At 69.9% G+C, this 26,245-nt stretch carries 23 protein-coding genes; 7 read left to right on the top strand and 16 right to left on the bottom strand.

Annotated features, from left to right (window positions below):
• Positions 1 to 114 precede the first annotated feature (114 nt).
• Positions 115 to 1,062, bottom strand: a complete 948-nt coding sequence (locus E5198_RS14415) for an AEC family transporter (RefSeq protein ID WP_136490690.1) — start codon at positions 1,060 to 1,062, stop codon at positions 115 to 117.
• Between the two features lie 324 nt (positions 1,063 to 1,386).
• Here E5198_RS14415 and E5198_RS14410 point away from each other — a divergent pair, with 324 nt between their 5' ends.
• From E5198_RS14410 to E5198_RS14395, 4 genes are all read left to right on the top strand, one after another.
• Complete coding sequence (locus E5198_RS14410; RefSeq protein WP_136490689.1) at positions 1,387 to 2,559, top strand: porin; 1,173 nt, start codon at positions 1,387 to 1,389, stop codon at positions 2,557 to 2,559.
• Between the two features lie 231 nt (positions 2,560 to 2,790).
• Entirely contained in the window at positions 2,791 to 3,954 is a 1,164-nt protein-coding gene (gene nosP, locus E5198_RS14405) for a nitric oxide-sensing protein NosP (protein ID WP_178084079.1), read from the top strand.
• Positions 3,884 to 6,523 carry a hybrid sensor histidine kinase/response regulator NahK/ErcS' gene (gene nahK / locus E5198_RS14400; RefSeq protein ID WP_136490688.1) on the top strand — a complete coding sequence of 880 codons (2,640 nt, stop codon included), beginning with the start codon at positions 3,884 to 3,886 and terminating at the stop codon, positions 6,521 to 6,523. Before nosP ends, nahK begins: the two co-directional genes overlap by 71 nt.
• Before the next feature lie 102 nt (positions 6,524 to 6,625).
• On the top strand, positions 6,626 to 7,279 hold the full coding sequence (locus E5198_RS14395) for a hypothetical protein (protein ID WP_136490687.1): 654 nt from the start codon (positions 6,626 to 6,628) through the stop codon (positions 7,277 to 7,279).
• A gap of 45 nt (positions 7,280 to 7,324) precedes the next feature.
• Here the strand turns inward: E5198_RS14395 and E5198_RS14390 are convergent, their stop codons facing one another.
• The 3 genes from E5198_RS14390 to yjeH all read right to left on the bottom strand — a co-directional run bounded on the left by E5198_RS14390 (position 7,325) and on the right by yjeH (position 9,985).
• Positions 7,325 to 7,990: a response regulator transcription factor gene (locus tag E5198_RS14390; protein ID WP_136490686.1), complete on the bottom strand. Its 666-nt coding sequence runs from the start codon at positions 7,988 to 7,990 to the stop codon at positions 7,325 to 7,327.
• A gap of 43 nt (positions 7,991 to 8,033) precedes the next feature.
• Positions 8,034 to 8,579 (bottom strand): PQQ-dependent catabolism-associated CXXCW motif protein, encoded by a 546-nt coding sequence (locus tag E5198_RS14385; protein WP_136490685.1) that lies wholly within the window; start codon positions 8,577 to 8,579, stop codon positions 8,034 to 8,036.
• A 152-nt stretch (positions 8,580 to 8,731) separates the two neighbouring features.
• Positions 8,732 to 9,985, bottom strand: coding sequence for an L-methionine/branched-chain amino acid transporter (gene yjeH, locus E5198_RS14380; protein WP_136490684.1), 1,254 nt, complete (start codon positions 9,983 to 9,985; stop codon positions 8,732 to 8,734).
• A gap of 134 nt (positions 9,986 to 10,119) precedes the next feature.
• Here yjeH and E5198_RS14375 point away from each other — a divergent pair, with 134 nt between their 5' ends.
• Positions 10,120 to 10,539 carry an Lrp/AsnC family transcriptional regulator gene (locus tag E5198_RS14375; RefSeq protein ID WP_136490683.1) on the top strand — a complete coding sequence of 140 codons (420 nt, stop codon included), beginning with the start codon at positions 10,120 to 10,122 and terminating at the stop codon, positions 10,537 to 10,539.
• A 12-nt stretch (positions 10,540 to 10,551) separates the two neighbouring features.
• Here E5198_RS14375 and E5198_RS14370 read toward each other — a convergent pair whose 3' ends face one another.
• The 11 genes from E5198_RS14370 to E5198_RS14320 all read right to left on the bottom strand — a co-directional run bounded on the left by E5198_RS14370 (position 10,552) and on the right by E5198_RS14320 (position 22,811).
• Positions 10,552 to 11,136: a YigZ family protein gene (locus tag E5198_RS14370; protein WP_136490682.1), complete on the bottom strand. Its 585-nt coding sequence runs from the start codon at positions 11,134 to 11,136 to the stop codon at positions 10,552 to 10,554.
• Positions 11,137 to 11,139: 3 nt separating this feature from the next.
• The gene (gene rlmF, locus E5198_RS14365; RefSeq protein WP_136490692.1) at positions 11,140 to 12,162 is read right to left on the bottom strand and encodes a 23S rRNA (adenine(1618)-N(6))-methyltransferase RlmF; all 1,023 of its coding nucleotides are present in this window, start codon (positions 12,160 to 12,162) and stop codon (positions 11,140 to 11,142) included.
• 161 nt (positions 12,163 to 12,323) lie between these two features.
• A complete protein-coding gene (locus E5198_RS14360) occupies positions 12,324 to 13,184 on the bottom strand; it encodes an SPFH domain-containing protein (protein WP_136490681.1) in 861 nt (286 codons plus the stop codon).
• Positions 13,185 to 13,209: 25 nt separating this feature from the next.
• A complete protein-coding gene (locus tag E5198_RS14355) occupies positions 13,210 to 13,653 on the bottom strand; it encodes an NfeD family protein (protein ID WP_136490680.1) in 444 nt (147 codons plus the stop codon).
• Positions 13,654 to 13,725: 72 nt separating this feature from the next.
• Entirely contained in the window at positions 13,726 to 15,555 is a 1,830-nt protein-coding gene (locus tag E5198_RS14350; protein ID WP_136490691.1) for an SLC13 family permease, read from the bottom strand.
• A 2-nt stretch (positions 15,556 to 15,557) separates the two neighbouring features.
• On the bottom strand, positions 15,558 to 15,854 hold the full coding sequence (locus E5198_RS14345) for a helix-turn-helix domain-containing protein (protein WP_136490679.1): 297 nt from the start codon (positions 15,852 to 15,854) through the stop codon (positions 15,558 to 15,560).
• 13 nt (positions 15,855 to 15,867) lie between these two features.
• A complete protein-coding gene (nhaD, locus tag E5198_RS14340; protein ID WP_136490678.1) occupies positions 15,868 to 17,223 on the bottom strand; it encodes a sodium:proton antiporter NhaD in 1,356 nt (451 codons plus the stop codon).
• Positions 17,224 to 17,391: 168 nt separating this feature from the next.
• Entirely contained in the window at positions 17,392 to 20,223 is a 2,832-nt protein-coding gene (locus tag E5198_RS14335; RefSeq protein WP_136490677.1) for a valine--tRNA ligase, read from the bottom strand.
• A gap of 220 nt (positions 20,224 to 20,443) precedes the next feature.
• On the bottom strand, positions 20,444 to 20,842 hold the full coding sequence (locus tag E5198_RS14330; protein ID WP_136490676.1) for a DNA polymerase III subunit chi: 399 nt from the start codon (positions 20,840 to 20,842) through the stop codon (positions 20,444 to 20,446).
• Between the two features lie 14 nt (positions 20,843 to 20,856).
• A complete protein-coding gene (locus E5198_RS14325; RefSeq protein WP_136490675.1) occupies positions 20,857 to 21,276 on the bottom strand; it encodes a DNA polymerase III subunit chi in 420 nt (139 codons plus the stop codon).
• Between the two features lie 44 nt (positions 21,277 to 21,320).
• Positions 21,321 to 22,811, bottom strand: a complete 1,491-nt coding sequence (locus E5198_RS14320; protein ID WP_136490674.1) for a leucyl aminopeptidase — start codon at positions 22,809 to 22,811, stop codon at positions 21,321 to 21,323.
• A 149-nt stretch (positions 22,812 to 22,960) separates the two neighbouring features.
• Between E5198_RS14320 and lptF the strand changes: the two genes are divergently transcribed.
• Positions 22,961 to 24,079 (top strand): LPS export ABC transporter permease LptF, encoded by a 1,119-nt coding sequence (gene lptF, locus E5198_RS14315; RefSeq protein WP_136490673.1) that lies wholly within the window; start codon positions 22,961 to 22,963, stop codon positions 24,077 to 24,079.
• The gene (lptG, locus tag E5198_RS14310) at positions 24,076 to 25,137 is read left to right on the top strand and encodes an LPS export ABC transporter permease LptG (RefSeq protein ID WP_136490672.1); all 1,062 of its coding nucleotides are present in this window, start codon (positions 24,076 to 24,078) and stop codon (positions 25,135 to 25,137) included. The genes lptF and lptG overlap by 4 nt, the downstream gene beginning before the upstream one ends.
• Positions 25,138 to 25,180: 43 nt before the next feature.
• On the opposite strand, the gene E5198_RS21585 is transcribed toward lptG, so the two are convergent.
• On the bottom strand, positions 25,181 to 26,245 hold a 1,065-nt coding region (locus tag E5198_RS21585; RefSeq protein WP_168772536.1), incomplete at its 5' end, for a hypothetical protein.

Genomic DNA, 26,245 nt, shown 5'->3' with positions numbered 1-26,245 from the left:
GCGGGCGCGACGCCGCGCACGTGCAGGCGGTCGACGCGGCGTTGCAGCGACTCGCGCCGGCCGACCTGCAGCGCGCCGCCGCCGAGCTGGCGGCGGCGGAGTGGCGCTGGCTGCTCAGCCGCTGACGAACAGCTGCGGCAGCACGCCGAGCAGCAGGATCATGCTGAAGAACGACAGCAGCGTGGTGACCACCAGCGCCGCGGCGCAGCGCTCGCCCAGGCCGTACTGCTGGGCCAGCAGCGGGTAGACGGTGAACATCGGCGCGCTGGCGAACAGCAGGGCGGCGATCTTCAGTTCCGGCGCTACGCCGGGCACCAGGGCGAAGGCGACGTAGACCGCCAGCGGGTGCAGCACCAGCTTGCCCAGCGCCATCTGGCCGGCGTCCGCCAGCATGCCGGCGGGCCTGAGTCCGCACAGCGTGCCGCCGATGACGAACAGCGCCGCCGGCGCCGAAGCCTGGGCGAGCATCTCGACGGGGCGCAGCAGCATCGGCGGCAGGCGCAGCTCCAGCAGCGACAGGCCGAGGCCGACGAGGATGCCGATCAGCACCGGGTTCCTCGCCAGGCGGCGGGTGATCTCCAGCGCCACCTGGCGCGCCCCGCCGCCGTTCGGCCGGCCGGCCTCGGCCAGGGTCAGCGCCAGCGGCACCATCAGCAGGCTCTCCACCAGCATGCACAGGGCCATTGGCAGCGCCGCCAGCGGGCCGACCACCATCACCACCACCGGATAGCCGATGAAGCCGCTGTTCGAGGCCGACATGCCGAGGCCGCTCATCGCCGCGCCGGCCAGGCCCTCCCTGCGGCCCCAGCGCGCCAGCGCGAAGCCCGCGGCGAAGGCCGCCAGCGAGGCCAGGCCGTAGGCCAGCAGGTAGCCGGCGTTGAGGATTTCCTCGACCGGCCGGGTGGCCAGCGAATGGATCAGCAGGGCGGGCAGGGCGAAGTGGATGACGAAGCTGCCGATGCCGCGGATCTGCTCGCTGCCCAGCAGGCCGCCGCGCACGGACAGGTAGCCGAGGCCGATGAGCAGGAAGATCGGGGCGGTGATGGTGAGGATGTCGAACACGGCGGGCGTCTCTGGCAGCTGGAAGGGCCGCAGCAGAGCGGCCGGGACATTATCCGCAGGGCGCCGCGGCGCAGGGAAGCCCGACGGGCGATCAGCGCACGAAATGTTTCTAGAGAGCGCCCGCTTACTCCGAAAGCATCATGTGGCGTGCGGGAGTAGCACGACCTTCGCCCGACAGGGATGAGCGGCTTTCGGCGCGCGCCGTAGCGGCCTGCCAAAGCATGAGGTCTTCGCTGCCTGCGCAGAATACGGGGCGTTGCGGGTCGCTCCGGATAATCCGCTCGACTGTTGGATCAGGCAGTCGTCCTGACGCAAGCGGAGACAATGATGAACAAGAACAAAGCCTGCTACTCCCTTCTGGCGGCTGCCACCGCCCTCGCAATCAGCCTGCCGGCCTCGGCCGAGATCGTGCTGTACGACAAGAACGACACCACCTTCTCCACCGACGGCTACTTCAACGCCTTCTACGTCAACAGCGACGTGGACCGTGACGACAGCCTGAACCTCGACCGCAAGCAGTCGCGCGTGAAGATGGGCTTCCTGCCGAACTACATCGGCTTCAACTTCGGCAAGCAGGTCGACGGCCTCAAGCTCGGCGGCCGCTCCTCGTTCTGGGTGACCATCAACGACAGCGAGCAGAACGGCACCGGCACCGCCATCGACGTGCGCCAGTTCTACGCCACCGCCTCCAGCCCGGAGTGGGGCGAGGTGCTGTTCGGCAAGGACTTCGGCCTGTTCGCCCGCTCCAACATCCTGCTCGACGAGCTGCTCGCCGGCTACGGCCAGGTCAGCGACACCCTGGGCCTGGTCGACGGCGGCGGCGTGTCCTTCGGCAACATCGGCAGCGGCTACCCGTATCCGTTCCCGACCTCGCAGATCACCTACCGCTCGCCGCTGATGAGCGGCCTGCGCATCGCCGCCGGCATCATGGACCCGGTCGACACCAACGACAGCAGCCCGACCGGCAAGGCCTACCAGGAAGCGCCGCGCTTCGAGACCGAGATCACCTACCAGTTCGAGGTCGGTGGCGCGCAGATCTACTCCTGGATCAACGGCATGCAGCAGACCTCGGAAAACACCGACAACACCGTCGCGGACGTCGACTCCACCGGCGTCGGCTACGGCGTGCAGGCCAAGATGGGCGGCCTGACCCTGAGCGCCTCGGGCTTCCAGGCCGAGGGCATCAACCCGTTCTTCACCAACAACCTGACCGAGCCGACCCTGCGCGAAGTCGACAGCGACGGCTACCTGCTGCAGGGTTCCTACCGCTTCGGCAAGAACCGCGTGGCGCTGTCCTACGGCAAGACCAAGGACGACGGCAACGGCCTGGGCACCGCGGCCGACTACGAGACCCGCGGCGTCGCCTTCTTCCGCGACATCAACGACAACCTCAAGCTGGTCGCCGAGGTCAACCAGTTCGAGATCGACGGCAAGAGCAACCCGGTCCTCGACGAGGATACCCGCACCTTCGCGGTGGGCGCGGTACTGGCCTTCTGAGCCCGTGCGCGGGCGGGAGCGAGACTCCGCCCGCGCCACCCCGGACTCCATATCGACTGCCGAAGAGGAAAGCCGCGAGGCTTTCCTCTTCGTGCTTGTGGGCAGCCCTGTCACGCACGGCGGCGGACCCGACCAAAGAGGGGGCGCGGCCAGTACCCAAGTAGCATTAGCCGCCCGCGCGCGCCTTTCTAGAATGACCCCGTCTGTCTGTTCTACCGTTCCGGAGGCGACGTGGAAGAAGATCTGAACGACGTCGTCCGCACGGCCCTGTCCGAATCCAGCGATGCGGAAACCGTGGCCCAGGACCTGGCCCGCCAGCTGATGCATCCGCACCTGGGCTGCGTGCTGTTCTTCTGCAGCGCCGAATACGACCTGCCGGCGCTGGCCGCGGCGCTGGAGCAGTACTTCGGCGGCGTGCGCCTGGTCGGCTGCACCACCGCCGGCGAGATCACCCCCCAGGGCTACGGCCGCGGCTGCGTCAGCGCCATCGGCTTCGACCACCGCAGCTTCTCCATCGCCGCCGCGCGCATCGACGCGCTGGACAGCTTCAGCCTGCTCGACGCCCAGCAGGTGGTCGCCCAGCTGGTCGAGGAGTGCCGCGGCAGCCGCCTGGAGCCGGTGGCCGGGCACAGCTTCGCACTGACCCTGCTCGACGGCCTGTCCAGCCGCGAGGAGCTGGTGCTCTCGGCGCTGAACGCCGCCTTCGGACGCATTCCCCACTTCGGCGGCTCGGCCGGCGACGACAACCACCTGACCCGCACCCACGTCTACCACGACGGGCGCTTCCACACCGGCGCCGCGGTGGTGGTGCTGGTGCACACCGCGCTGGACTTCGAGGTGTTCACCACCCACCACATCCAGCCGCGCGAGGAGAAACTGGTGGTCACCGCCGCCGACCCGGCCAGCCGCACCGTTTTCGAGCTCAACGCCGAGCCGGCCGCGCTGGAGTACGCGCGCCTGCTCGGCGTCGATCCGCGCCAGCTCGACCTCGAGACCTTCGCCCTGCACCCGCTGGCGGTGCGCCTCGGCGAGCAGTACTACGTGCGTTCGATCCAGCGGGTCAACGCCGATCTCAGCCTGACCTTCTACTGCGCGGTGGAGAACGGCATCGTCCTCACCGCCATGCAGCCGGGGCCGCTGCTGCCCAACCTGCAGGCGCTGTTCGACGGCCTCGAGCAGCGCCTCGGCCCGCTGCTGCTGACCATCGGCTGCGACTGCTTCCTGCGCCGCCTGGAGGTCGAGGCGCGCGGGCTGGCCGCCGACACCGCCGCCCTGCTGGTGAACCAGCGGGTGATCGGCTTCAACACCTACGGGGAGCAGTTCAATGGCATGCACATCAACCAGACCTTCACCGGAGTCGCCATCGGCCGCCCCGGACGGGGCCTGTGTCGCTGAGCTGCGCGAGCGGCTGGCCGAGCTCGAGGCGCGCAACCGCAAGCTGGAGCGGATCAACGCCGCGCTGATCGAGCGCGTCGAGTCCTCCGGCCCGCAGGGCGCCGACGCCTACGCCGCCTTCCAGCACTCGGTGGTGCTCGCCGAGCAGGTGCGCGAGCGCACCGAGGCGCTGAACCGGGCGATGACCGAGCTGCAGACCAGCAACGCGCTGCTCAGCGAGGCGCGTGGCCGCGCCGAGACCGCCCACCAGCACCTGATCGACGCCATCGAGAGCATCTCCGACGCCTTCGTGCTGTTCGACCGCGAGCAGCGCATCCTGCTGTTCAACCGCCGCTTCCAGGCACTGTGGGGCGACCTGCAGAAGCGCATCCGCCGCGGCATGCGCCTGACCGAGGTGCGCCGCCTGGCGATCAGCTCCGGGCTGGTGGTCGAGGAGCACAGCGGCGCCGACCAGGAACGCACCCTCTACCGCCTGCACGACGGCCGCTGGGTACAGGTCAGCGAGCGGCCGACCCGCGAGGGCGGCCTGGTGATCCTCTACACCGACATCACCGAGGTGAAGATCCACGAGACCGCGCGCCGCGAGCAGGCGGTGGCGCAGAAGTCGCGCCTGCTGCAGCGCACCATGGACAACCTGTCCCAGGGCGTCGCGGTGATCAATGCCGAGGGCGAGCTGGAGCTGTGGAACGGCCGCTTCCTCGAACTCTCCGGCCTGGCGCCGATCGAGGCGCACCGGCCGTTCGCCGAGGTGATGGCCGACAGCGAGCTGAGCCTGCTCACCCCCGACAGCCGCGACGAGCGCGGCCGCCCGCTGCGCGAGCGCGAGCAGCGCCTCGGCGACGGCCGCGTGCTGGAGGTGCGCACCCACCCGATGCCCACCGGCGGCTTCGTCAACACCTACACCGACATCACCGAGCGCTACCGCTACGCCGAGACCCTGCGCGAGAGCGAGCGCTGGGTGCGCCTGATCACCGACCAGGTACCGGCGCTGATCGCCTACATCAGCGGCGAGCTCACCTACGAGTTCACCAACCGCGTCTACGACGAATGGTACGGCTGGCCGCGCGGCGCCATGCTCGGCCAGGCCATCCAGGCGGTGCACAGCGACGAGCACTGCCGCCTGCTCGAGCCGTACATCGAGCGCGCCTTCGCCGGCGAGAGCGTCACCTTCGAGGTGGCCGAGCGCAACCAGTCCGGCCAGGAGCGCTACATGCTGCGTTCCTACGTGCCCAACCGCCAGCCGGGCGGTGAGGTGCTCGGCATCTTCGTGCTGATCCGCGACATCACCGAGCGTCGGCGCACCGCCGAGGCGCTGCACCAGGCCTACCAGAACCTCGAGCGGCGCGTGCGCGAGCGCACCGCCGAGCTGACCGCAGTGAACAGCCAGCTGCGCGAGGAGATCGACGAGCGCGCCCGCGCCGAGGCGCGCCTGCGCGAGGCCAAGCGCGAGGCCGAGCAGGCCAACCTGTCGAAGACCAAGTTCCTCGCCGCGGTCAGCCACGACCTGCTGCAGCCGCTCAACGCCGCACGGCTGTTCACCAGCGCCCTGCTCGAACAGCCGGTGCCGGCGCCCAGCGCCGGGCTGATCCGCAACGTCAGCAACTCGCTGGAGGACGTGGAGAGCCTGCTCGGCACCCTGGTCGACGTGTCCAAGCTCGACGCCGGGGTGATCAAGCCCGACGTCGGTGCCTTCGCCGTCGCCGACCTGCTCGACAACCTGGCCGCCGAATACCGGCAGATCGCCGCCAGCGAGGGGTTGACCCTCGACTTCGTGCCCAGCTCGGCGCTGGTCAAGAGCGACACCCAGCTGCTGGCGCGGGTGCTGCGCAACTTCCTCAGCAACGCCATCCGCTACACCGCCAGCGGCCGCGTGCTGCTCGGCTGCCGGCGCCGTCCCGGCGGGCTGTCCATCGAGGTGTGGGACACCGGCGCCGGCATCGCCCCGGACAAGCTCGGCGAGATCTTCCAAGAGTTCAAGCGCGGCGCCCCGGTGCGCGCCACCCAGGACCGCGGCCTGGGCCTGGGCCTGGCCATCGTCGAGAAGATCGTGCGCATGCTCGGCCACCGCATCCGCGTGTCCTCGCGCGAGGGCATCGGTTCCTGCTTCGCCGTCGAGGTGCCCTACGCGCGCAGCGTGGCGCGCCCGCGCGAGCAGAGCGAACTGCTGCCGCCGCCCGGCGAGCACCTGCAGGGCGCGCGGGTCTGGGTGGTCGACAACGACGCGGCGATCTGCGCCGGCATGCGCACCCTGCTGGAGGGCTGGGGCTGCAACGTGGTCACCGCGCTGTCCGGCGACGACCTCGCTCGCCAGGTCGACACCGTGCAGGGCGTGGCCGACATCCTGATCGTCGACTACCACCTCGACAACGGCCACACCGGCGCCGAGCTGGTCCAGGAACTCAACGCCCGGCGCAGCGTTCCGCTGCCGGTGCTGATGATCACCGCCAACTACAGCAACGACCTCAAGCAGCAGATGCGCGACCTCGGCCAGGTGCTGATGCACAAGCCGGTGCGGCCGATGAAGCTGAAGACGGCGATGAGCCACCTGCTCGAGCGGGGGAGGGGATAGGGGCGCCCTCGACGCGGAGCGCGACGGGAAGACGCCTGCAGTGCAGGACCTCGACTAGGATGAGGTGGTCGTTCCTCCACCGTCCACAGGAGAAGCAGCCCCATGCTCCCGACCTCCCTCAAGCGCGGCCTGGCGCTGGCCGCCCTGACCCTCGGCTGCAGCGCCTTCGCCCAGGCCGAGATGACCTTCTTCATCACCAGCACCGGCATGGGCAAGGGCGCCGATCTCGGCGGCCTGGCTGGCGCCGATGCGCACTGCCAGAAGCTCGCCGAGGCCGTCGGTGCCGGCGGCCACACCTGGCGCGCCTACCTCAGCGCCAGCGCCCGTGACGGCCAGCCGGCGGTGAACGCCCGCGACCGCATCGGCACGGGCCCCTGGCACAACGCCAAGGGCGAGTTGATCGCCCAGGACGTCGCCCAGTTGCACGGCGACAACCACCTCAACAAGGAAACCGGCCTCGACGAGCGCGGCATGCCGGTCAAGGGCCGCGGCGATGCGCCGAACATGCACGACATCCTCACCGGCTCGCAGGCCGACGGCACCGCCTTCGCCGGCGCGGAGGACCGCACCTGCGGCAACTGGACCAGCAGCACCACCGGCGCGGCCATGGTCGGTCACCACGATCGCAAGGGCCTGGACGACAGTGCGCCAGCGCGCTCGTGGAACTCCTCGCACCCCTCGCGGGGCGGCTGCAGCAACGAGGCGCTGGCGTCGTCGGGCGGGACGGGACTGCTGTACTGCTTCGCGGCGGATTGAGGAAGGGCGCCACGTCCGTGTGGCAGGGAGGAAGGCGGGGAGGTCTCAGCGGCGCAGGTAGGCGCTGAAGTCGATGTCGCCGGCGCTGAGGATGGCCTGCACGCGGTTGTGCACGCCGAGCTTGCGCAGGATGGCGGAGACGTGGGCCTTGACGGTGGTCTCGGCGATGTCGAGGTTGTAGGCGATCTGCTTGTTGGACTCGCCCTTGGTCATGCGTTCGAGCACCAGCAGCTGCTTGCGGGTCAGCGCCTGCAGCAGTTCCGGCGGGATGCCCGGCTCCTCGTGGCTGGTGCGCCGCGGGCTCTGCTTGCTGGAGCGGATGATGTCCGAGGGCAGGTAGACGTTGCCGTTGAGGATCTGCTCGATGGCCTCGGTCATCTGCGCGCGCGGCGAGGACTTGGTGATGAAGCCGACCGCGCCGTAGGTGATCGCCTGCAGGACGATCTGCTTGTCCTCCTCGGCGGAGACGATCACTACCGGGATGGTCGGCGCCTCGTTGCGCAGGGTGATCAGGCCGTTGAGGCCGTGCATGCCGGGCATGTTGAGGTCGAGCAGGATCAGGTCGAGGTCGTCGTGTTCCTGGGTCAGGCTCAGGGCGCTGTCGAGGTCGGAGGTTTCCATCACCTCGCTGTCCGGGAAGCCGTCGGCGATGACGTTGTGGATCGCCTCGCGGAACAGCGGGTGGTCATCGGCGATGAGGATCTTGTACATGGCCTTCACCTGGATTCTTGTCGTTGTCGAATGGGGTGCCGGCTCAGGGCAGCGGCTCGGGGGTGGCGGCCTGCACCGGCAGTCCGGCCTGTTGCCAGGCGTCGATGCCGTCACGGTACCAGTACAGCCGGGTGTAGCCCAGCGCGGCGGCACGCCTGATGGCGTTCCACGACAGCCAGCAGTCGGACTTGCAGTAGAGCACCAGCGGCCGGGCGCGGTCGCCGCCGCTGGCCTGTTCCAGGTAGTGGGCGAAGTAGTCCAGCCACTGCGCCTCGGGGCGGCCCTCGCCGACGTTGGCCAGCCACAGGCTGCCGGGGATGTTGTGGTGGGGTTCGTCGCTGGCGAAGCGGCCATGCAGCCAGGGACGGCGGAACACGTCGATCAGCACCGGCGGCTGGTCGCTGGCGAGCAGCTGCTGCAGGGTGGCGGTATCGATGGTCTGCGCACCTTCCACGCTGGCCGGCGTGGGGCTGCGGTAGCGGTCCAGGCGGTAGCCATCGGCGGAGAACAGCGCTTCCTCGCCGGCCTGGGCGGGCAGCAGGCCCAGAAGCAGCGGCAGACAGAGCACGGCAGCGAGCAGTCGCGACATGGCTGGGTTATCCCTTGTTGTTTGCGACTATTTATCGGTCAGGCGCAGTGCTTTGGGAATCCTGCGATAGGGGGCAAGAGGCGCTACCAAAGTAGTAACCAGGGCAGGCCCGTTCCCAGCAAGCGCCCGGCGACGGCCTTGCCGCAGTGGATTCAGGTCGACGGCGTGGCCTGTCGGCGTCCGGCGTCGAGCAGCGCCAGCCCGGCGAGCAGGCCGAGCGCGTACAGCGCATCCGTGCCGAGCATGGCCAGCACCGCCGCGCAGAGCAGGCCGGCGAGCGCGGCGACGATCCGCCAGACGCCGCGCAGCAGCACCACGCCGGCAGCCATGCTGAGCAGGTAGACCAGCACGAAGTTGCCGTTGGCATAGCGGATCAGCTCGTCGGTGGACAGCTGCAGCAGGGCGGCGCCGACCGCGCACAGCGCACAGGCCAGCACCACCAGCAGCAGCGCGGTGCCGGGCATGCCGTGGCGGTTGCGCCGGGCGAGGGCGGCGGGCAGCTTGCCCTCGTCGGCCAGGCTCCAGATCAGCCGGGCGAAGCCCTGCACGTAGACGTTCATCGAGGCGAAGCAGGCCAGGTAGCCGACCACCGCGACCAGCAGCTTGGCCTGCGGGCCGAGCAGTCGCTCCAGCAGCCAGGGCAGCGAGGTGGCGTTGCGCTGCGCATCGCCATAGGCGTCGAAGCTCAGCACCGCCGCCGAGCAGGCCCAGTACACCAGGCCGGCGAGCAGCACGCCGAGCAGCAGCGCCAGCGGGAAGTCGCGGCGCGGGTTGCGGAACTCCTCGCCCAGGTGGGTGAAGGCCTCGATGCCGACGAAGCACCAGAACATCACCGCCAGCGCCGCCGGAATGCGCGACCAGTGCTCGCCGAGCGGCGGCAGCAGCGGATGGTCGGCGCGCGGCAGCTCGCCGGCCCACCAGATCAGCGCCACGGTGGCGAGGATGGCCAGGGCGATCAGCCCCTGCACGATGCCGGAGGCGCGCGCCGGGCGCTGGCCGAGGGCCAGCATGGCGGCGAGGGTGGCCAGCTGGATGGCGAGGATGACGCCGCGGTCGAGGTCGAACAGCGCCTGCCAGAAGCCGGTGGCGATCTGCAGCGCTGCCGGCAGGCCGACCGGCAGCACGGCGAGGAACATGAAGGCCACCAGCCGCTCCAGGCGGGCGCCGAAGGCGCGGCCGATCAGGTGCGGCGCGCCACCGGCATGCGGGAAGCGCCGGCCCAGCTGGGCGAAGGTGAAGGCCACCGGCAGCACCAGCACGATGAGCAGCAGCCAGGCCCACAGCGAGGCCGGTCCGGCGGCGGTGGCGGCCAGCGCCGGTACGGCGAAGATGCCGGTGCCGAGCAGCGAGGTGCTGAGCAGGGCGATGCCCTGCAGCAGGCCCAGTTCCTTGTTCAGACGACTCATGGGGTATGCTCGCACGCCTTGGGAGAGGCGCCATCATAGGCGTCCGCCCGCTTCGGCGCCGCTGGCGAACCGCCGTGTTTGTCCGGCACATCGCCGCCTTTGCCCGTCAAACTGCCTGTTGTCGAGATACCCGCATGGACAAGTTCGATCGCCAGATCATCGCCCTGCTGCGCGAGGATGCGCGCACCCCCATCAGCCAGATTGCCCGCATGGTCAACCTGTCGCGCTCGGCGGTGGGCGAGCGGGTGCGCCAGCTGGAGCAGAGCGGGGTGATCCGCGGCTATCACGCCCAGGTGAGCGACCCGGCCGGGGCCGGGGTCAAGGCCTATCTCGAGCTGTTCTACAAGGACAGCCGCTGCCAGGAGTACGTCGAGCGCCTGCGCGGCTTCGCCGAGGTGCGCCAGTGCTGCGGGATCAGCGGCGAGACCGACATGATCGTGCTGGTCGAGGCGCCGAGCATGGCCCGCCTCAGCGAGGTGCGCGCCGAGATCGAGGGCTTCCCCGGCATCCAGCGGATCAAGACTCATGTGGTGGTGCAGGAGTGGGCGATGTAGCGCCGCGCGCAATCAGTCCGCGGCGAGGACGATCTGCCCGCGACTGAGGTCGGCGAGCTGCCGGCTCACCGCTTCCAGCTGTCCGGCCGGCAGCGCCAGCTGCAGCAGGGCGCCAGTGGCGTCGAACGCCTCGCCCTCGATGCTCACCTGCCACTCGGCCAGCCGCGCGCGGATGCGCGCCAGTTCGGCGAAGGGCACGTGGCAGCTGGCCTGCAGCCGCGCGACCAGCGCCACCCGTTCGCCGCCCTGCAGGCATTTCGCCGCGCTGCCGCCGTAGGCGCGCGCCAGGCCGCCGGTGCCGAGCTGGATGCCGCCGTACCAGCGGATCACCAGCACCGCCACCTGGTCGCAGTCCTGGCCCTCGATGGCGGCGAGGATCGGCCGGCCGGCGGTGCCGCCCGGTTCGCCGTCGTCGCTGAAGCGGTACTGCGCGCCGCACTTCCACGCCCAACAGTTGTGCGAGGCGGCGCGGTCGCTGTGCGCGGCGATGAACGCCTGCGCCGCCTGCGGGCTGTCCGCCGGGGCGGCGAGGGCGATGAAGCGGCTCTTGCGGATTTCCTCGCGGTACTCGCAGGGCGCGGCCAGGGTGAAGGCCATGGCTCAGTCCGCCGGGCGCTCGGCGGTCAGCCAGGCGGCGCGCGCGGCGGCGTCGTGGAAGCTCCAGGCGACGAAGCGGCTCTGCTTCTGCCCCTGGCTCATCGCCACCGTGCGGGTTTCCAGCGCGCCGCACTGCCTGAGCGCCTGCTCGACCAGCGGCAGGTTGCCGCCCTTGGACACCAGGCAGGTGAACCACAGCACCTGGCTGGCGACCTCGCGGCTCTCGCGCACCATCCGGCGGATGAAGGCGATCTCGCCGCCCGCGCACCACAGCTCGTTGGACTGGCCGCCGAAATTCAGCGCCGGCAGCTTGCGGCTGGGGTCGAGCTTGCCGAGGTTCTTCCACTTGCGCCGGCTGCCGGCGCTGGCCTCGGCAGCCGAGGCATGGAACGGCGGGTTGCACAGGGTCAGGGCGAAGCGCTCGCCGGCCTGCAGCAGGCCGTGGAAGATGCACTGGGCATCCGCCTGCTGGCGCAGCTCGATGGCCTTGTCGAGACGGTTGGCGCGGACGATGGTGCGCGCCGAGGCCAGCGCGGTGGCGTCGATGTCCGAGCCGAGGAAGCGCCAGCCGTATTCGTGGTGGCCGATCAGCGGATAGATGCAGTTGGCGCCGCTGCCGACGTCCAGCGCGCGCACCCGCGCGCCGCGCGGGATGGCGCCGCCGGCATCTTCGGCCAGCAGGTCGGCCAGCGCGTGCACGTAGTCGGCGCGCCCCGGCACCGGCGGGCACAGGTAGCCGGGCGGGATGTCCCAGTGGGCGATGCCGTAGAACTGGCGCAGCAGGGCGCGGTTGAACACCCGCACCGCGGCCGGGTCGGCGAAGTCGATGCTGTCCTTGCCGTAGGGGTTGCGGATGACGAACTGCGCCAGCTCCGGGCAGCCCTGGATCAGCGCCGGGAAGTCGTAGCGGCCCTGGTGGCGGTTGCGCGGGTGCAGCTCGCCCTTGGCGACCGGCGGGCGCGGCTGGGCGGCGGGCTTGCTGGCGCTGGGCCGGGGGCGGGCGGGGCGTTTCGGCGGCTGGGTCATGGCGGGGCGGTGCATCGGGCGGAAAGCCTGGCATTTTCCCACAGCGGTGCAGTGGATGGGGCGGTTTCCGGCCTGTAGGGGCGAATTCATTCGCCCTAGCGTGGCATGCTGGCGAATGAATTCGCCCCTACAGTGGGCTGATCGCCGGAGGAGTGCGGCCCTCAGCGTCCGCCCAGCTTGCCGAGCAGGCCGCGCAGGGTTTCCTGCAGGTCGGCGGGCATCAGCACCACCTTGGCGTTGTTGCTTGCGCCGAGCTTCTCCAGCGAGGCGACGTACTTCTCGCCGAGCAGGTACATCATCGGCCCGGGCTCGTTGCCGACCGCGTTGGTGACCCGGCGGATCGCCTCGGCGGAGGCCTCCGCCAGCATCACCTGGGCGCTGGCGTCGCGCTTGGCCGACTCCAGGCGTGCCTCGGCCTCGAGGATCGCCGCCTGCTTCTCGCCCTCGGCCTTGGTCACCGCGGCCTTGCGCTCGCGCTCGGCGGCGGCCTGCATCTCCATGGCGCGCTGCATCGACTCCGAGGGCTTGATGTCCTGGATCTCCACCGACTTGACGGTCAGGCCCCAGTCCACCGCCTCGTCGGCGATGCTCTCGCGCAGGCGCGCCTTGATCTTGTCGCGCGAGGACAGCGCCTCGTCCAGCTCCATCTCGCCGACGATCGAGCGCAGGGTGGTCATGATCAGGTTGCGGATCGCCTCGGAGAAGTCGGTGACGCCGTAGACCGCCTTGACCGGGTCGGTGACCTTCACGAAGGCGATGGCGTTGGTGAGGATCACCGCGTTGTCGCGGGTGATCACCTCCTGCTCCTGCACGTCGAGGATGATGTCCTTGGTCACCAGCTTGTAGGCGACCCTGTCCAGGTAGGGGATGAGGATGTTCAGCCCCGGGCGCAGGGTGCTGTGGTACTTGCCGAGGCGCTCGACGATCCATTCCTCGCCCTGGGCGACCAGGCGCACGCCCTTGGCGATGGTGATGACGACGAATACCAGCAGGGCGATGCTGATGGCCAATCCTGCACTCATGTCCTTCTCCTTGAAGCTCGCTTGTTCAGGCGCGGGCTACCTTCAGGTAGCTGCCCTCGATGGATACCACCTTGACCCGCTCGCCGGCCGGGATGTCGCTCTCGGCCATGCAGGCCCATTCCTCGGCGCCGAGGATCGGCCGCTGGAAGCGCACCTTGCCGCGCTGGAAGGGAGCCACCGCGCCGACCAGGAGGCCCACCTCGCCGATCACCTCGCCGTTGGCGGTGCCGACCAGGGTCCGGTGCCGGCGCGGGCTGAACACGCGGAACCACAGCACCACCATCGCCAGCGAGGCGAGGATCCACAGCAGCAGTTGCCCGGTCAGAGGCAGCTCGCCGACGAGCAGCAGCACGCCGGCCACCAGCAGGGCGCCGAGGCCGAACCAGATCACGAAGAAGGCGGGAATCGCCAGTTCCAGCAGGATCAGCAGGATGCCGCCGATCACCCAGTGCCACCATTCGATAGCCATTGCACCTCCCTTGGCTGCGCTTGTCGAAGCGAGGGTAGCAGAGAGCATGCCGGCAGCGCCCGCGCTGGCTGCTCAGAACGGGAACAGCCAGGGCACCAGCAGCACGCTGACCGCCATCACCAGCAGGGTGAAGGGCACGCCGATGCGCACGAAGTCGGCGAAGCGGTACTGGCCGGGGCCGAGCACCAGGGTGTTGACCGGCGAGGAGATCGGCGTCATGAACGCCGCCGAGGCGGCCAGCGCCACGGTCATGGCGAAGGGCGCCGGGGCGGCGCCGAGCGCCTCGGCGCAGGCGATGGCCACCGGCGCCATCAGCACCGCGGTGGCCGTGTTGGAGATGAACAGGCCGACCAGCGCGGTGACCGCGAAGAGGATGGCGAGGATCGCCCGCGGCCCGGCGTCGCCGAGCACGGCGAGCAGGCCCTGCACCGCCAGGTCGATGCCGCCGGTCTTCTGCAGGGCGAGGGCGAACGGCAGCATGCCGACGATCAGCAGCAGGCTCGGCCAGTGGATGGCGCGGTAGGCACCGTCGAGGTCGATGCAGCGGAAGGCGCCGAGCAGCAGGCAGCCGAGCAGCGCGGCCAGCACGTTGGGCAGCAGGCCGCTGACCATCAGCGCCACCATCACGGCGAGGCTGAACAGGGCGTGCGGCGCGCGGCTCTGCGCCGGCGCCACCTCGTCCACCTCGGCCGGCAGGCCGAGCACCAGGAAGTCGCGGCTGAGGCCCTGCAGGCGGCGGATGTCCTTCCACTTGCCAGCCACCAGCAGGGTGTCGGCGGGCTTGAGCGTCTCGTCGACCAGCAGGCCTTCCAGCGCCTGGCGGTTGCGGCGCAGGCCGATCACGTTGAGCCGGTGGCGGCTGCGAAAGCCCAGCTCCTGGATGGTCCGGCCGGGCAGCTGCGACTCCGGCGGCAGCACCACCTCGGCCAGGCCCAGCTCGCGGGCGTGCTCGGCGTAGTAGGAGGTCGACAGGGCGACCGGCTCGAGGCCGAGGTCGCGGTACTCGCCGGCCGCGGCGATGGCCGGGCTGACCAGATCAACCAGCAGCAGGTCGCCGCCGCGCAGCTCGCTGTCGGCGCTGGCGGGCAGCAGCTCGCGGCCGAACGGGCGCTGCCGTTCGATGCCGATCACGTTGATGCCGTGCCGCTTGCGCAGATGCAGGCCGTCCAGCGCCTGGCCGGCCAGCGGCGAGTCGTGGCGCAGGCGCAGGCGCCGTTCGCGGCCGCGCAGGTGGTAGTCGTGCACCAGCTCGGCGATGCTGCTGCGCGGCTCGCCGCTGTCCGTCTCGCTGCCGGCGCCGCCCAGCCAGCGGCGCACCAGCAGCAGGTAGCCGATGCCGAGGGCGAGGACGGCCAGGCCGATGGGGGTGAAGCTGAGGAAGGAGAAGCCGGCGTGGCCGGCGCGCAGCAGTTCGCCGTGCACCACCAGGTTGGGCGGGGTGGCGACCAGGGTGAGCATGCCGCTGATCAGTCCGGCGAAGGCCAGCGGCATCAGCAGCCGGCCGGGGGCGATCCGCTGGCGGGCGGCGATGCTCAGCACCACCGGAATGAACAGAGCGACCACCCCCGTGGAGCTCATCAGCGAGCCGAGGCCGGCCACGCAGAGCATCAGCAGCACCAGCAGGCGCGCCTCGCTGGCGCCGGCGCGGCGGCTCAGCCATTCGCCGAGGCGGTAGGCGATGCCGGTGCGCACCAGCGCTTCGCCGACCACGAACATGGCGGCGATCAGCACCACCGCCGGATCGGCGAAGCCGCGCAGCGCCTCGCCGACTTCCAGCACGCCGGTGAGCGGCAGGGCGACCAGCATCAGCAGGCCCACGGCGTCCATGCGCGGGCGGTTGCGCACGAACAGCAGCACGGCGAGCAGCAGCAGGCCGAGGACCAGCCACAGCTGCGGGTTCACGCTCACGGGTAGCCCAGCACGCTCTTCAGGCGCGGCAGCTGGGCGGCGACCCACCGGCGGTCGATCGGCCCCCAGTCGCGGATCGCGTAGCGGCCGGCGTTGTGCCGCTCGCCGTCCTCCTGTTCGAAGGCGCAGTCGATGTCCAGCTCGGCCAGCGCCGCCAGGGTGTCCTGGGCGGTGCGCCGCGGCATGCCGGTGGCGGCCATCAGCGCCGGCACGCTGGTGGCGGCGCCGCTGTCGATCAGCCAGGCGACGTACAGGCGGCGGTAGAAGCTGGCGCGGGTCTTGCTCACGTCCATGTCTCGTCTCCGGTCAGGCGAGGGCCAGCAGGCCCATGTAGGTGGCGGCGCCGGCGCTGTAGCCGAGGAAGGCCAGCAGGCTGACGCGCTTGAGGTACCAGACGAAGCTGATCTTCTCCATGCCCATCGCCGCCACCCCGGCCGCCGAGCCGATGATCAGGCTGCTGCCGCCGGTGCCGGCGCAGTAGGCGAGCATCTCCCAGAAGGTGCCGTCGACCACGAAGTGCTGTAGCCAGCCGGCATCGGCGCCGGCAGCGGCCACCGCCTCGGCGCTGGTCAGCGGGTACATCTTCATGGCGCCGGCGACCAGCGGCACGTTGTCGACCACCGCCGAGAGCAGGCCGATGGCGTAGTTGATGGCGTAGACGTTGCCCAGCCCCTCGCGCAGCAGGCTGGCGACTTGGGTCAGGTGGCCGGCGGTGGCCAGGCTGGACACGGCGAGCAGGATGCCGAGGAAGAACAGCACGCTGGGGGTGTCGACCTTGCGCAGCACGCCGACCACCGACAGCGGATGCTTGTCCTCGTCGTTCTTGCCGCGGTGGATCACCTCGGTGGCCACCCAGAGCACGCCGAGGCCGAACAGGATGCCCATGTACGGCGGCAGGTGGGTGACGGTCTTGAACACCGGCACGAACAGCAGCGAGCCGAGGCCGAGGGCCAGCACCAGGTTGCGCTCGAAGTCGGTGGTCGGGTTGCGCCGGCCCTCGACGGTCTCGCGCGGCCGCGGCCGCGGCGCCTCGCCCTTGAGGCGAAAGCTGAGCACCAGCAGCGGCACCAGCAGGCACACCAGGCTGGGCAGGAACAGGCCGGTGATCACCCCGGAGGCGCTGATCTGGTTGCCGATCCACAGCATGGTGGTGGTCACGTCGCCGATCGGCGACCAGGCGCCGCCGGCGTTGGCGGCGATCACCACCACGCCGACGTACAGCCAGCGCTCGGGGCGGCCGCGCACCAGCTTGCGCAGCAGCGAGACCATGACGATGGTGGTGGTCAGGTTGTCGAGCACCGAGGACAGGAAGAAGGTGATCAGGCCGACGATCCACAACAGATGCACGCGCTTGCGGGTCTGGATGCGGTCGGTGATGACCTTGAAGCCCTCGTGGGAGTCGATCAGCTCGACGATGGTCATGGCGCCGAGCAGGAAGAACAGGATCTCGGCGATCTCGCCGAGGTGGTGGCGCAGCTCGCCGACCACGCCGTGGCCTTCGCTGGCGGCGGCCGGCAGGATGCTGCCTTCGCCCAGCACCAGGGCGGTCCAGCACAGCACGGCGGTGAGGATAGCCGAGGCGGCCTTGTCGATTTTCAGCGGGTGTTCGAGGGCGATGCAGAGGTAGCCGACGATGAAGATCAGGGCCATCCAGGCGTACATGGGCGGGCTTCCGGTGGGTCAGTGGACGGATTTTTGTTTGGAGCTTTTTCGCAACTGGCGGCGGAGCATGCCTGATCCCGGGCGGCGCTGAAAAGCGCCGCTCTGTCGCAGCAGGCAGAAAAAAGGCCCGGCACCTTGCGGTGCCGGGCCTTTTTCGGGAGGCGCGGTTTAGAGGGCGGCGATGCGCGCGCGCTGCTCGGCCAGCTTGGCCAGCGCCTGCTCGGCCTCGGCCAGCTTGGCGCGCTCCTTGTCGAGCACCTCGGCCGGGGCCTTGGCGACGAAGCCCTCGTTGGCCAGCTTGCCACCGACGCGCTTGACCTCGCCTTCCAGGCGCGCCAGCTCCTTGTCCAGGCGCGCCAGCTCGGCGTCCTTGTCGATCAGCCCGGCCATCGGCACCAGCACCTGCATGTCGCCGACCAGCGCAGTGGCGGCCAGCGGCGCTTCCTCGGAGGCTGCCAGCACGCGCACCGACTCCAGCTTGGCCAGCTTGGCGATCAAGGGCTCGAAGGCGGCCAGGCGGCGCTGGTCCTCGTCGCTGGCGTTGGCCAGCACCACGTCGATGCGCTTGGCCATGGAGATCTTCATCTCGCCGCGGATCTGCCGCACGCCGAGCATGAAGTCCTTGACCCAGGCAATGTCGGCCTCGGCCGCCGCGTCGATGCGCGCCTCATTCGCCACCGGCCAGGGCTGCAGCATCAGGGTCGGGCCTTCCTTGCCGGCCAGCCCTTTGATGCGCTGCCAGATTTCCTCGGTGATGAACGGCATGAACGGGTGGGCCAGGCGCAGGATGACTTCCAGCACGCGCACCAGGGTGCGGCGGGTGCCGCGCTGGCGCTCGACGCTGGCGGTTTCGTCCCACAGCACCGGCTTGACCAGCTCCAGGTACCAGGCGCAGTACTCGTCCCAGACGAACTCGTAGAGCGACTGGGCGGCCAGGTCGAAGCGGAACTGGTCGAGGTGGCGGGTGACGTCCTGTTCGCAGCGCTGCAGGGCGGAGATGATCCAGCGGTCGACCGGCGACAGCTCCACCGCCTCGTCGTTGGCGCCGCAGTCCTTGCCGTCGGTGTTCTCCAGCACGAAGTTGGTGGCGTTCCACAGCTTGTTGCAGAAGTTGCGGTAGCCCTCGACGCGGCCCATGTCGAACTTGATGTCGCGGCCGGTCGACGCGAGGGAACAGAAGGTGAAGCGCAGGGCGTCGGTGCCGTAGCTGGCGATGCCCTCGGGGAACTCGGCGCGGGTCTGCTTGGCGATCTTCTCGGCCAGCTTGGGCTGCATCATGCCGCTGGTGCGCTTGGCCACCAGAGTTTCCAGGTCGATGCCGTCGACGATGTCCAGCGGGTCGAGCACGTTGCCCTTGGACTTGGACATCTTGTGGCCCTGGCTGTCGCGCACCAGACCGTGGACGTAGACGGTCTTGAACGGGATCTGCCCGGTCAGGTGCAGGCTCATCATGATCATCCGGGCGACCCAGAAGAAGATGATGTCGAAGCCGGTGACCAGCACGTCGGTGGGGTGGAAGGTCTTCAGGAAGTCGGTCTGCTCCGGCCAGCCGAGGGTGGAGAAGGTCCACAGGCCCGAGCTGAACCAGGTGTCCAGCACGTCGTCGTCCTGGCGCAGGGCGATGTCGCCCAGGTTGTGCCTGGCGCGCACCTCCGCCTCGTCGCGGCCGACGTAGACGTTGCCGGCCTCGTCGTACCAGGCCGGAATGCGGTGGCCCCACCACAGCTGGCGGCTGATGCACCAGTCCTGGATGTCGCGCATCCAGGAGAAGTACATGTTCTCGTACTGCTTGGGCACGAACTGGATCGAGCCGTCTTCCACCGCGGCGATGGCCTTCTCGGCCAGCGGCTTGGTGGAGACGTACCACTGGTCGGTCAGCCACGGCTCGATCACGGTGCCGGAGCGGTCGCCCTTGGGCACTTTCAGCGCGTGGTCGTCGATCTTCTCCAGCAGGCCGAGGGCGTCGAAGGCGGCGACGATCTGCTTGCGCGCCTCGAAACGGTCCAGCCCGGCGAACTGCGCCGGCAGGCTGGCGTCGAAATCGCTATTGACGCTGCCGTCGAGGTTGAACACCTGGGCTTTGGCGAGGATCGCCGCGTCCTTGTCGAGGATGTTGATCAGCGGCAGGTGGTGGCGCTTGCCGACTTCGTAGTCGTTGAAGTCGTGGGCCGGGGTGATCTTCACGCAGCCGGTGCCGAACTCGGGATCGCAGTAGTCGTCGCCGATGATCGGGATGCGCCGGCCGACCAGCGGCAGCTCGACGAACTTGCCGATCAGAGCCTGGTAGCGCTCGTCATTGGGGTTCACCGCCACGGCGGAGTCGCCGAGCATGGTTTCCGGACGGGTGGTGGCGACGATCAGGTAGTCGAGGCCCTCGGCAGTCTTCTCTCCGTCGGCCAGCGGGTAGCGCAGGTTCCACAGCGAGCCCTTCTCGTCGTGGTTCTCCACTTCCAGATCGGAGATCGCGGTGTGCAGCTTGGTGTCCCAGTTGACCAGGCGCTTGCCGCGGTAGATCAGACCGTCCTCGTGCAGGCGCACGAAGGCTTCCTTGACCGCTTCGGACAGGCCCTCGTCCATGGTGAAGCGCTCGCGCGACCAGTCCACCGAGGAGCCGAGGCGACGGATCTGGCGGGTGATGGTGCCGCCGGACTGTTCCTTCCACTCCCAGACCTTTTCGAGGAACTTGTCGCGGCCGAGGTCGTGGCGCGACAGGTTCTGCGCGGCCAGCTGACGCTCCACCACCATCTGGGTGGCGATGCCGGCGTGGTCGGTGCCCGGCTGCCACAGGGTGTTGCGGCCCTGCATGCGGCGGAAGCGGATCAGCGCGTCCATGATCGCGTTGTTGAAGCCGTGGCCCATGTGCAGGCTGCCGGTGACGTTGGGCGGCGGCAGGGCGATGGTGTAGGACTCGCCGGAGCCTTGCGGCGCGAAGTAGTTCTTCGCCTCCCACTCGGCGTACCAGCGGGATTCGATTTCGTGGGGTTGGTAAGTCTTGTCCATGCGCGGCGGGACCCCTGCGGCGGCTGATCGGAAAACCGCGAAGTATAACGGGGATCGTTGCGGGGGCGTAGGGCGGAGCGGAATCCCCCCTGACCCCCCTTTTGCAAAGGGGGGGATGGTCTGGTGGTGTTTGGCGGGCCGGTGTCCAGCAGAGCATCAGCAACCCACCGGACCCACTCCCCCCTTTGCAAAAGGGGGGCTGGGGGATTGGTGGCCCCGCTCAGCGCCTTCCTGCGCGCAGGATGCTGGCCAGGTGCTCTTCCAGGCGGCGGTGCAGCTCGGCCTCGATCTGCAGCATGTAGTCGTCGATCACTTCCTGCATGATCAGTTGCGCCGCGGCGTGCAGTTCGCGCTCGATCTGCGCCAGCGGCTCGTGCCTGAGGGCATCGCCGGCGGGGCGTAGTGTCGGCAGGGGCTGCTCGCGCCCGGCAGCTGGCGGCAGCGACTCCGGCGGTTCGGCGAGCTGCGGCTCGCGGAGCGTAGGCTCCCGAAGCAGCGGCGCCTCGGGCAGCGGGTCGGACAGCAGCGGGATGGCCGGTTCGTCGACCGTTTCGGTCAGCAGCGGCAGTTCGTCACTGGCCCAGTCGGGCAGATGGGTGGGCTTGGGCGGAGTGTCCATCGGCGGCTCGCGCATTACAGGTGCAGGTGCTGGGGAGCATAGCCGCGTTCGCGGTAGAAGCGGTAACTGGCGCGCAGGGCGTCGCGGGTCTGCGGGTCCTGGTCGACCACCTCGGCGATGCGCGCGAAGCGCTCGAAGAACGCCGGCACCGTGCTGGCCAGGTTGATCAGCAGGCTCTGCTGGCCGCCGGCGTCGGCGCCCCAGGCCAGCAGCAGCGGCGCATCGCTGCCGGCATCGGCCAGTTGGTGCGGCACGAAGCTGGCGGCGCTGAAGCGCCACAGCCGTTGGTCGAGTGCCTCGGCCTGGTCCTGGTTCTGGCAGTTGAGGTAGATGCGGTGCCCCTCGCGCCAGGCCTTGGCGGCCAGGCGGCAGGCGTAGGTCAGCCGTGCTCCGGCGTCGTTGCCCGGCAGGATGTAGAAGTCGATGCGTTTCATCGCTCGGCGCCGGCCGGCACGCCAGGCGTGCCGGCCGGATTCGCTCAGGCCTTGCAGCGGTCGAGGAGGAACTGGCTGAGCAGCGGCACCGGGCGGCCGGTGGCGCCCTTCTCCTTGCCGCCGCTGATCCAGGCGGTGCCGGCGATGTCCAGGTGCGCCCAGTGGAACTGCTTGGCGAAGCGCGACAGGAAGCAGGCGGCGGTGATGGTGCCGGCCTTGGGCCCGCCGATGTTGGCGATGTCGGCGAACGGGCTGTCCAGCTGCTCCTGGTATTCGTCGAACAGCGGCAGCTGCCAGGCGCGGTCGGCGGCCGTCTCGCCGGCCTTGAGGATCTGCTTGATCAGACCGTCGTGGTTGCCCAGCAGGCCGGAGGTCTGGCTGCCGAGGGCGACGATGCAGGCGCCGGTGAGAGTGGCGATGTCGATCACCGCCTGCGGCTTGAAGCGTTCGGCGTAGGTCAGGGTGTCGCACAGCACCAGGCGGCCTTCGGCGTCGGTGTTGAGGATCTCCACGGTCTGCCCGCTCATGGTGGTGACGATGTCGCCGGGGCGGGTGGCGCCGCCGCTGGGCATGTTCTCGGCGCAGGCCAGCAGGCCCACCACGTTGATCGGCAGCTGCATCTCGACCAGGGCGCGGAAGGTGCCGAGCACGCTGGCGGCGCCGCACATGTCGTACTTCATCTCGTCCATGCCCAGGCCCGGCTTGAGGCTGATGCCGCCGGTGTCGAAGGTGATGCCCTTGCCGACCAGCGCATAGGGCGCCTCGTCCTTCTTGCCGCCCCTGTATTCGAGGACGATCAGCCGCGGCGGCTGGTCGCTGCCCTGGGCGACGGCGAGGAAGGCGCCCATGCCCAGTTCCCTGAGCTTCTTCTCGTCGAGCACTTCGACCTTGAGGTTCTTGTGCTGCTTGGCCAGCGCCTTGGCTTCCTCGGCGAGGAAGCTCGGATGGCACAGGTTGGGCGGCAGGTTGCCCAGATCGCGGGTCAGTGCCATGCCGTTGGCGATGGCCTGGGCGTGGGCGGCGCCGCGCTCGGTCTCGGCGATCTCGGTGTCCTCGACCAGCAGGGTGATCTTCTTCAGCGCCGGGGCATCGGCCTTCTCGCTCTTGAAGCGGTCGAACAGGTAGCGGCCGTCGGCCAGCACTTCCACCAGCAGGCGGGTGCGGGCGTACAGGTCGCGGCCCTTGACCATCAGTTCGCCGAGGGTCAGCACGGCGTCGCTGCCGCCCAGGGTCTTGAGCACGGCGAGGGTGGCGGAAACTACCTTGCGGTAGTTGCGGTCGGAGAGTTCGCGCTCCTTGCCGCAGCCGACCAGCAGCACACGTTCGGCCTTGACCCCCGGCAGGTTGTGCAGCAGCAGGGTCTGGCCGGGCTTGCCGGCGAGGTCGCCGCGCTTGAGCAGGGCGCTCAGGGCGCCATCGCTGGCGGCGTCGACGGCGCGGGCTGCGGCGCCGAGCTTGCGGCCCTCGCCCACGGCGAGCACCAGGGTGGCGGTTTTCAGGGTTTCCGGACGAGCGCTCTTGACCAGGAATTGCATGGACGGGGGTCCCCAAGACAAACAGGCGGTATTGCAGGATAATGCCGGCCTACTTTACTTCATCGGGCGCAATGCCTCCGCGGCCGGCGCGGCTGGCGGCTAGTTTGAGCGTTGCCGCCCGAGCCTGACAACCCTGGAGTAGTCCCGGTTTGATCATCTTCCGATATCTGTTCCGCGAAGTGCTGGTGACCCTCAGCGCGGTGAGCGCCGTGCTGCTGGTGATCACCATGAGCGGCCGCTTCATCAAGTACCTCGCTCAGGCCGCCCAGGGCGCGCTCGATCCGGGTGTGCTGTTCCTGATCATGGGCTACCGCCTGCCGGGCTTCCTGCAACTGATCCTGCCGCTGGGCCTGTTCCTCGGCATCCTGCTGGCCTACGGGCGTCTGTATCTCGAGTCGGAAATGACCGTGCTGGCCGCCTCCGGGATGAGCCGCCAGCGCCTGATGGTCTATACCCTGGCGCCGGCCGCGCTGGTCGCCGCGGTGGTGGCCTGGCTCAGCCTGTCGCTGGCGCCGCTGGGTGTCGCCCGTTCCGAGCAGGTCATCAACAGCCAGGATGCCCTCACCGAGTTCGATACCCTGGTGCCGGGGCGCTTCCAGGCCCTGAGAAGCGGCTCGCGGGTGACCTACACCGAGCGCCTGTCCGAGGACGGCCGCGAACTGGGCGGGGTGTTCATCACCGAACTGCGCCTGTCGCGCGACGGCGACAAGCAGCGCGGCATCAGCATGCTGGTGGCCGAGAAGGGCTACCAGGAGATTCGTCCCGACGGCAGTCGCTACCTGATCCTCGAGAACGGCTACCGTTACGACGGCCAGCCGGGGCAGGCCGACTACCGGGCGATCCAGTACGACCGCTATGGCGTGCTGCTGCCCAAGCCCGAGGTGGCCGGCGAACTGACCGAGCGCGACGGGATCCCCACCGCGACCCTGTTCGGCAGCGACAACCCGCGTCTGCAGGCCGAGCTGCAGTGGCGCCTGTCGCTGCCGTTGCTGGCGTTCGTGGTCGCCGTACTGGCGGTGTCGCTGGCTCGGGCCAACCCCCGGCAGGGGCGCTTCCTCAAGTTGCTGCCGGCGATCCTGCTGTACATGGCCTATCTGGCCCTGCTGATCTCCATGCGCGGCCAGCTCGACAAGGGCCGCCTGCCGATGTGGCTCGGCCTGTGGTGGGTGCACGGCATGTTTCTCGCCATCGGCCTGCTGCTGCTGTATTGGGAGCCGCTGCGGCTCAAGTGGAAGGCGCGCCGCGCCCTGAAGGAGAGTCGCCCGTGACCCGCCTGGATCGCTACATTGGCCGCAGTGTGTTCGTCAGCACTCTCGCCGTGCTGGGGGTGCTCGTCGGTCTGGCCCTGTTGTTCGCCTTCATCGACGAACTGGGCGACCTGCATGCTGACTATGGCGTCGCCGAGGCGGCGCGCTTCGTGCTCTACAGCTCGCCGGCGCGGCTCTACGAACTGCTGCCGATGGCGGCCCTGGTCGGTTGCCTGATCGGCCTCGGTACCCTGGCCAGCAGCAGCGAGCTGACGGTCATGCGCGCCGCCGGGGTGTCGCTGGGACGCATCGTCTGGGCGGTGATGAAGCCGCTGCTGGTGCTGATGCTGGCCGGCCTGCTGATCGGTGAGTACGTGGTGCCCTGGACCCAGGAGCAGGCCGAGAGCGGCCGCTCTTTGGCCCAGGGTGGCGGCGCGGCGCAGACCACCAAGCGCGGCCTGTGGCACCGCCAGGGCGACGAGTACGTGCACATCAACGCGGTGCAGCCGAGCGGCGTGCTGTTCGGCGTCACCCGCTACCGCTTCGACGGCGAGCGGCGCCTGCTCAGCGCCAGCTTCGCGCGCCGGGCGCATTACCAGGGCGACCACTGGCAGCTGGAGAACGTGTCCACCACCCTGTTGCACGAGGATCGCAGCGAGGTGGTGAAGAGCCCCAGCGAACGCTGGGACGTCGAGCTCACGCCGCAGCTGCTCGGCACAGTGTCGGTCGCGCCGGAGGCCCTGCCGCTGACCGGGCTGTGGCGCTATACCAGCTACCTCGGCGAGCAGGGCCTGAACAATGCCCGCTACTGGCTGGCCTTCTGGACCAAGGTGCTGCAGCCGCTGGTGACGATCAGCCTGGTGCTGCTGGCGATCTCCTTCATCTTCGGCCCGCTGCGCTCGGTGACCCTCGGCCAGCGCATCTTCACCGGCGTGCTGGTCGGCTTCGTGTTCCGCATCGCCCAGGATCTGCTCGGCCCGTCCAGCCTGGTGTTCGGCTTCTCGCCGCTGGTTGCGGTGCTGGTGCCGGCGGGGATCTGCGCGCTGGCCGGCGTCTGGCTGCTCAGGCGGGCGGGCTGATCGCGCAGGCGTTACCCCCGGGGCCGGCACTTGCCGGCCCCGTTCATTTCGGCAGCGTGAAATAGCGCCCGAGCAGGTCGGGGTCGTCGAAGTGCGCCTGGCCGACGAAGGCCGTGGCATGCCGCCCCCACTGGCGCATGGCACCCGGCGAGATCACTCCCGAGGGCCACAGCAGCCAGCGCTCCAGGCGCTGGCTGCCGGGCACCAGGCCGTCGGGGCCGTAGAGGCTGCGCCGGCCGTCGGGATGCGGCAGGCGGCGCAGCTCGTCGAGGGCGGCGAAGCGGTAGCCGTCGGCCGGCCACGGCGAGTCGCGGCCGTCCACCCACAGCAGGGCATGGTCGCCGCCGCGCAGCCACAGGGTCGGCGCCTGCCGCCCGTCCACGGCGAGGCGACGGGCCAGGCGCTGCTCGGCATTCGCCGGCTGGCGGAAGCGCAGCGGCGAGTCGGCGGGCAGGAACAGGGCGTGCCAGCAGCCGCAGGGGTGGATGGCGTCGTAGAGCAGCGCGTTGCCCCGCGCGTCCAGGGTCACCCGCCACAGCAGGCCGTCCAGTTCGCCGGCGTAGATGTCCAGCGCGCCACGGGCGGGACGCTCGCGGAACCACCACTGGTAGACCAGCTGCAGGTGCCAGCGGCCGTCGAGCCGGCTCCAGGTGTGCTGGCGGTAGGCAGTGGGCTGCGTGGCGAAGGTGCGCCGTCCGTCGGCGGCGAAGCGCGGCGTGCCGGGGCGGTCGGCGGCGCTGCGCTGCTCGATGCGCAGTTGCGGCGCATGGCGGGCGAACAGCGCGGCCAGTTGCGTGGGGCTGGCCTGCGGCAGGCCGAGGGCATCGTCGTCGAGCGCTGGCGGCCCGGCCGGCGTCACGTCTGCCGGGGGCCGGTAGGCCCGCCAGCGCGGGCTGTCGGTCGGTGCCTGCTGCGCCAGCGCCTCGCCCTGCCAGGCGGCGATCGCCCGGCGGTAGAAGGGGCGGGCCAGCGGGTAGAGGCCGAGGACCCGGGCCCAGCCGCGGTAGTTCGCCGGCACCCGGGCGGCCTCGACGGCGTGGGCGAAGGCCGGGCGGTCGGCGGCCAGGCGCTCGACCTGCCGGCGGCGGCAGGCCTCCAGTCCGGCTTC

The organism is Pseudomonas sp. A-1, from assembly GCF_004801855.1.
Taxonomy (GTDB): domain Bacteria; phylum Pseudomonadota; class Gammaproteobacteria; order Pseudomonadales; family Pseudomonadaceae; genus Geopseudomonas.
Note: the sequence above shows the minus strand (reverse complement) of the source record. Positions and strands in the feature narration are given on the sequence as shown.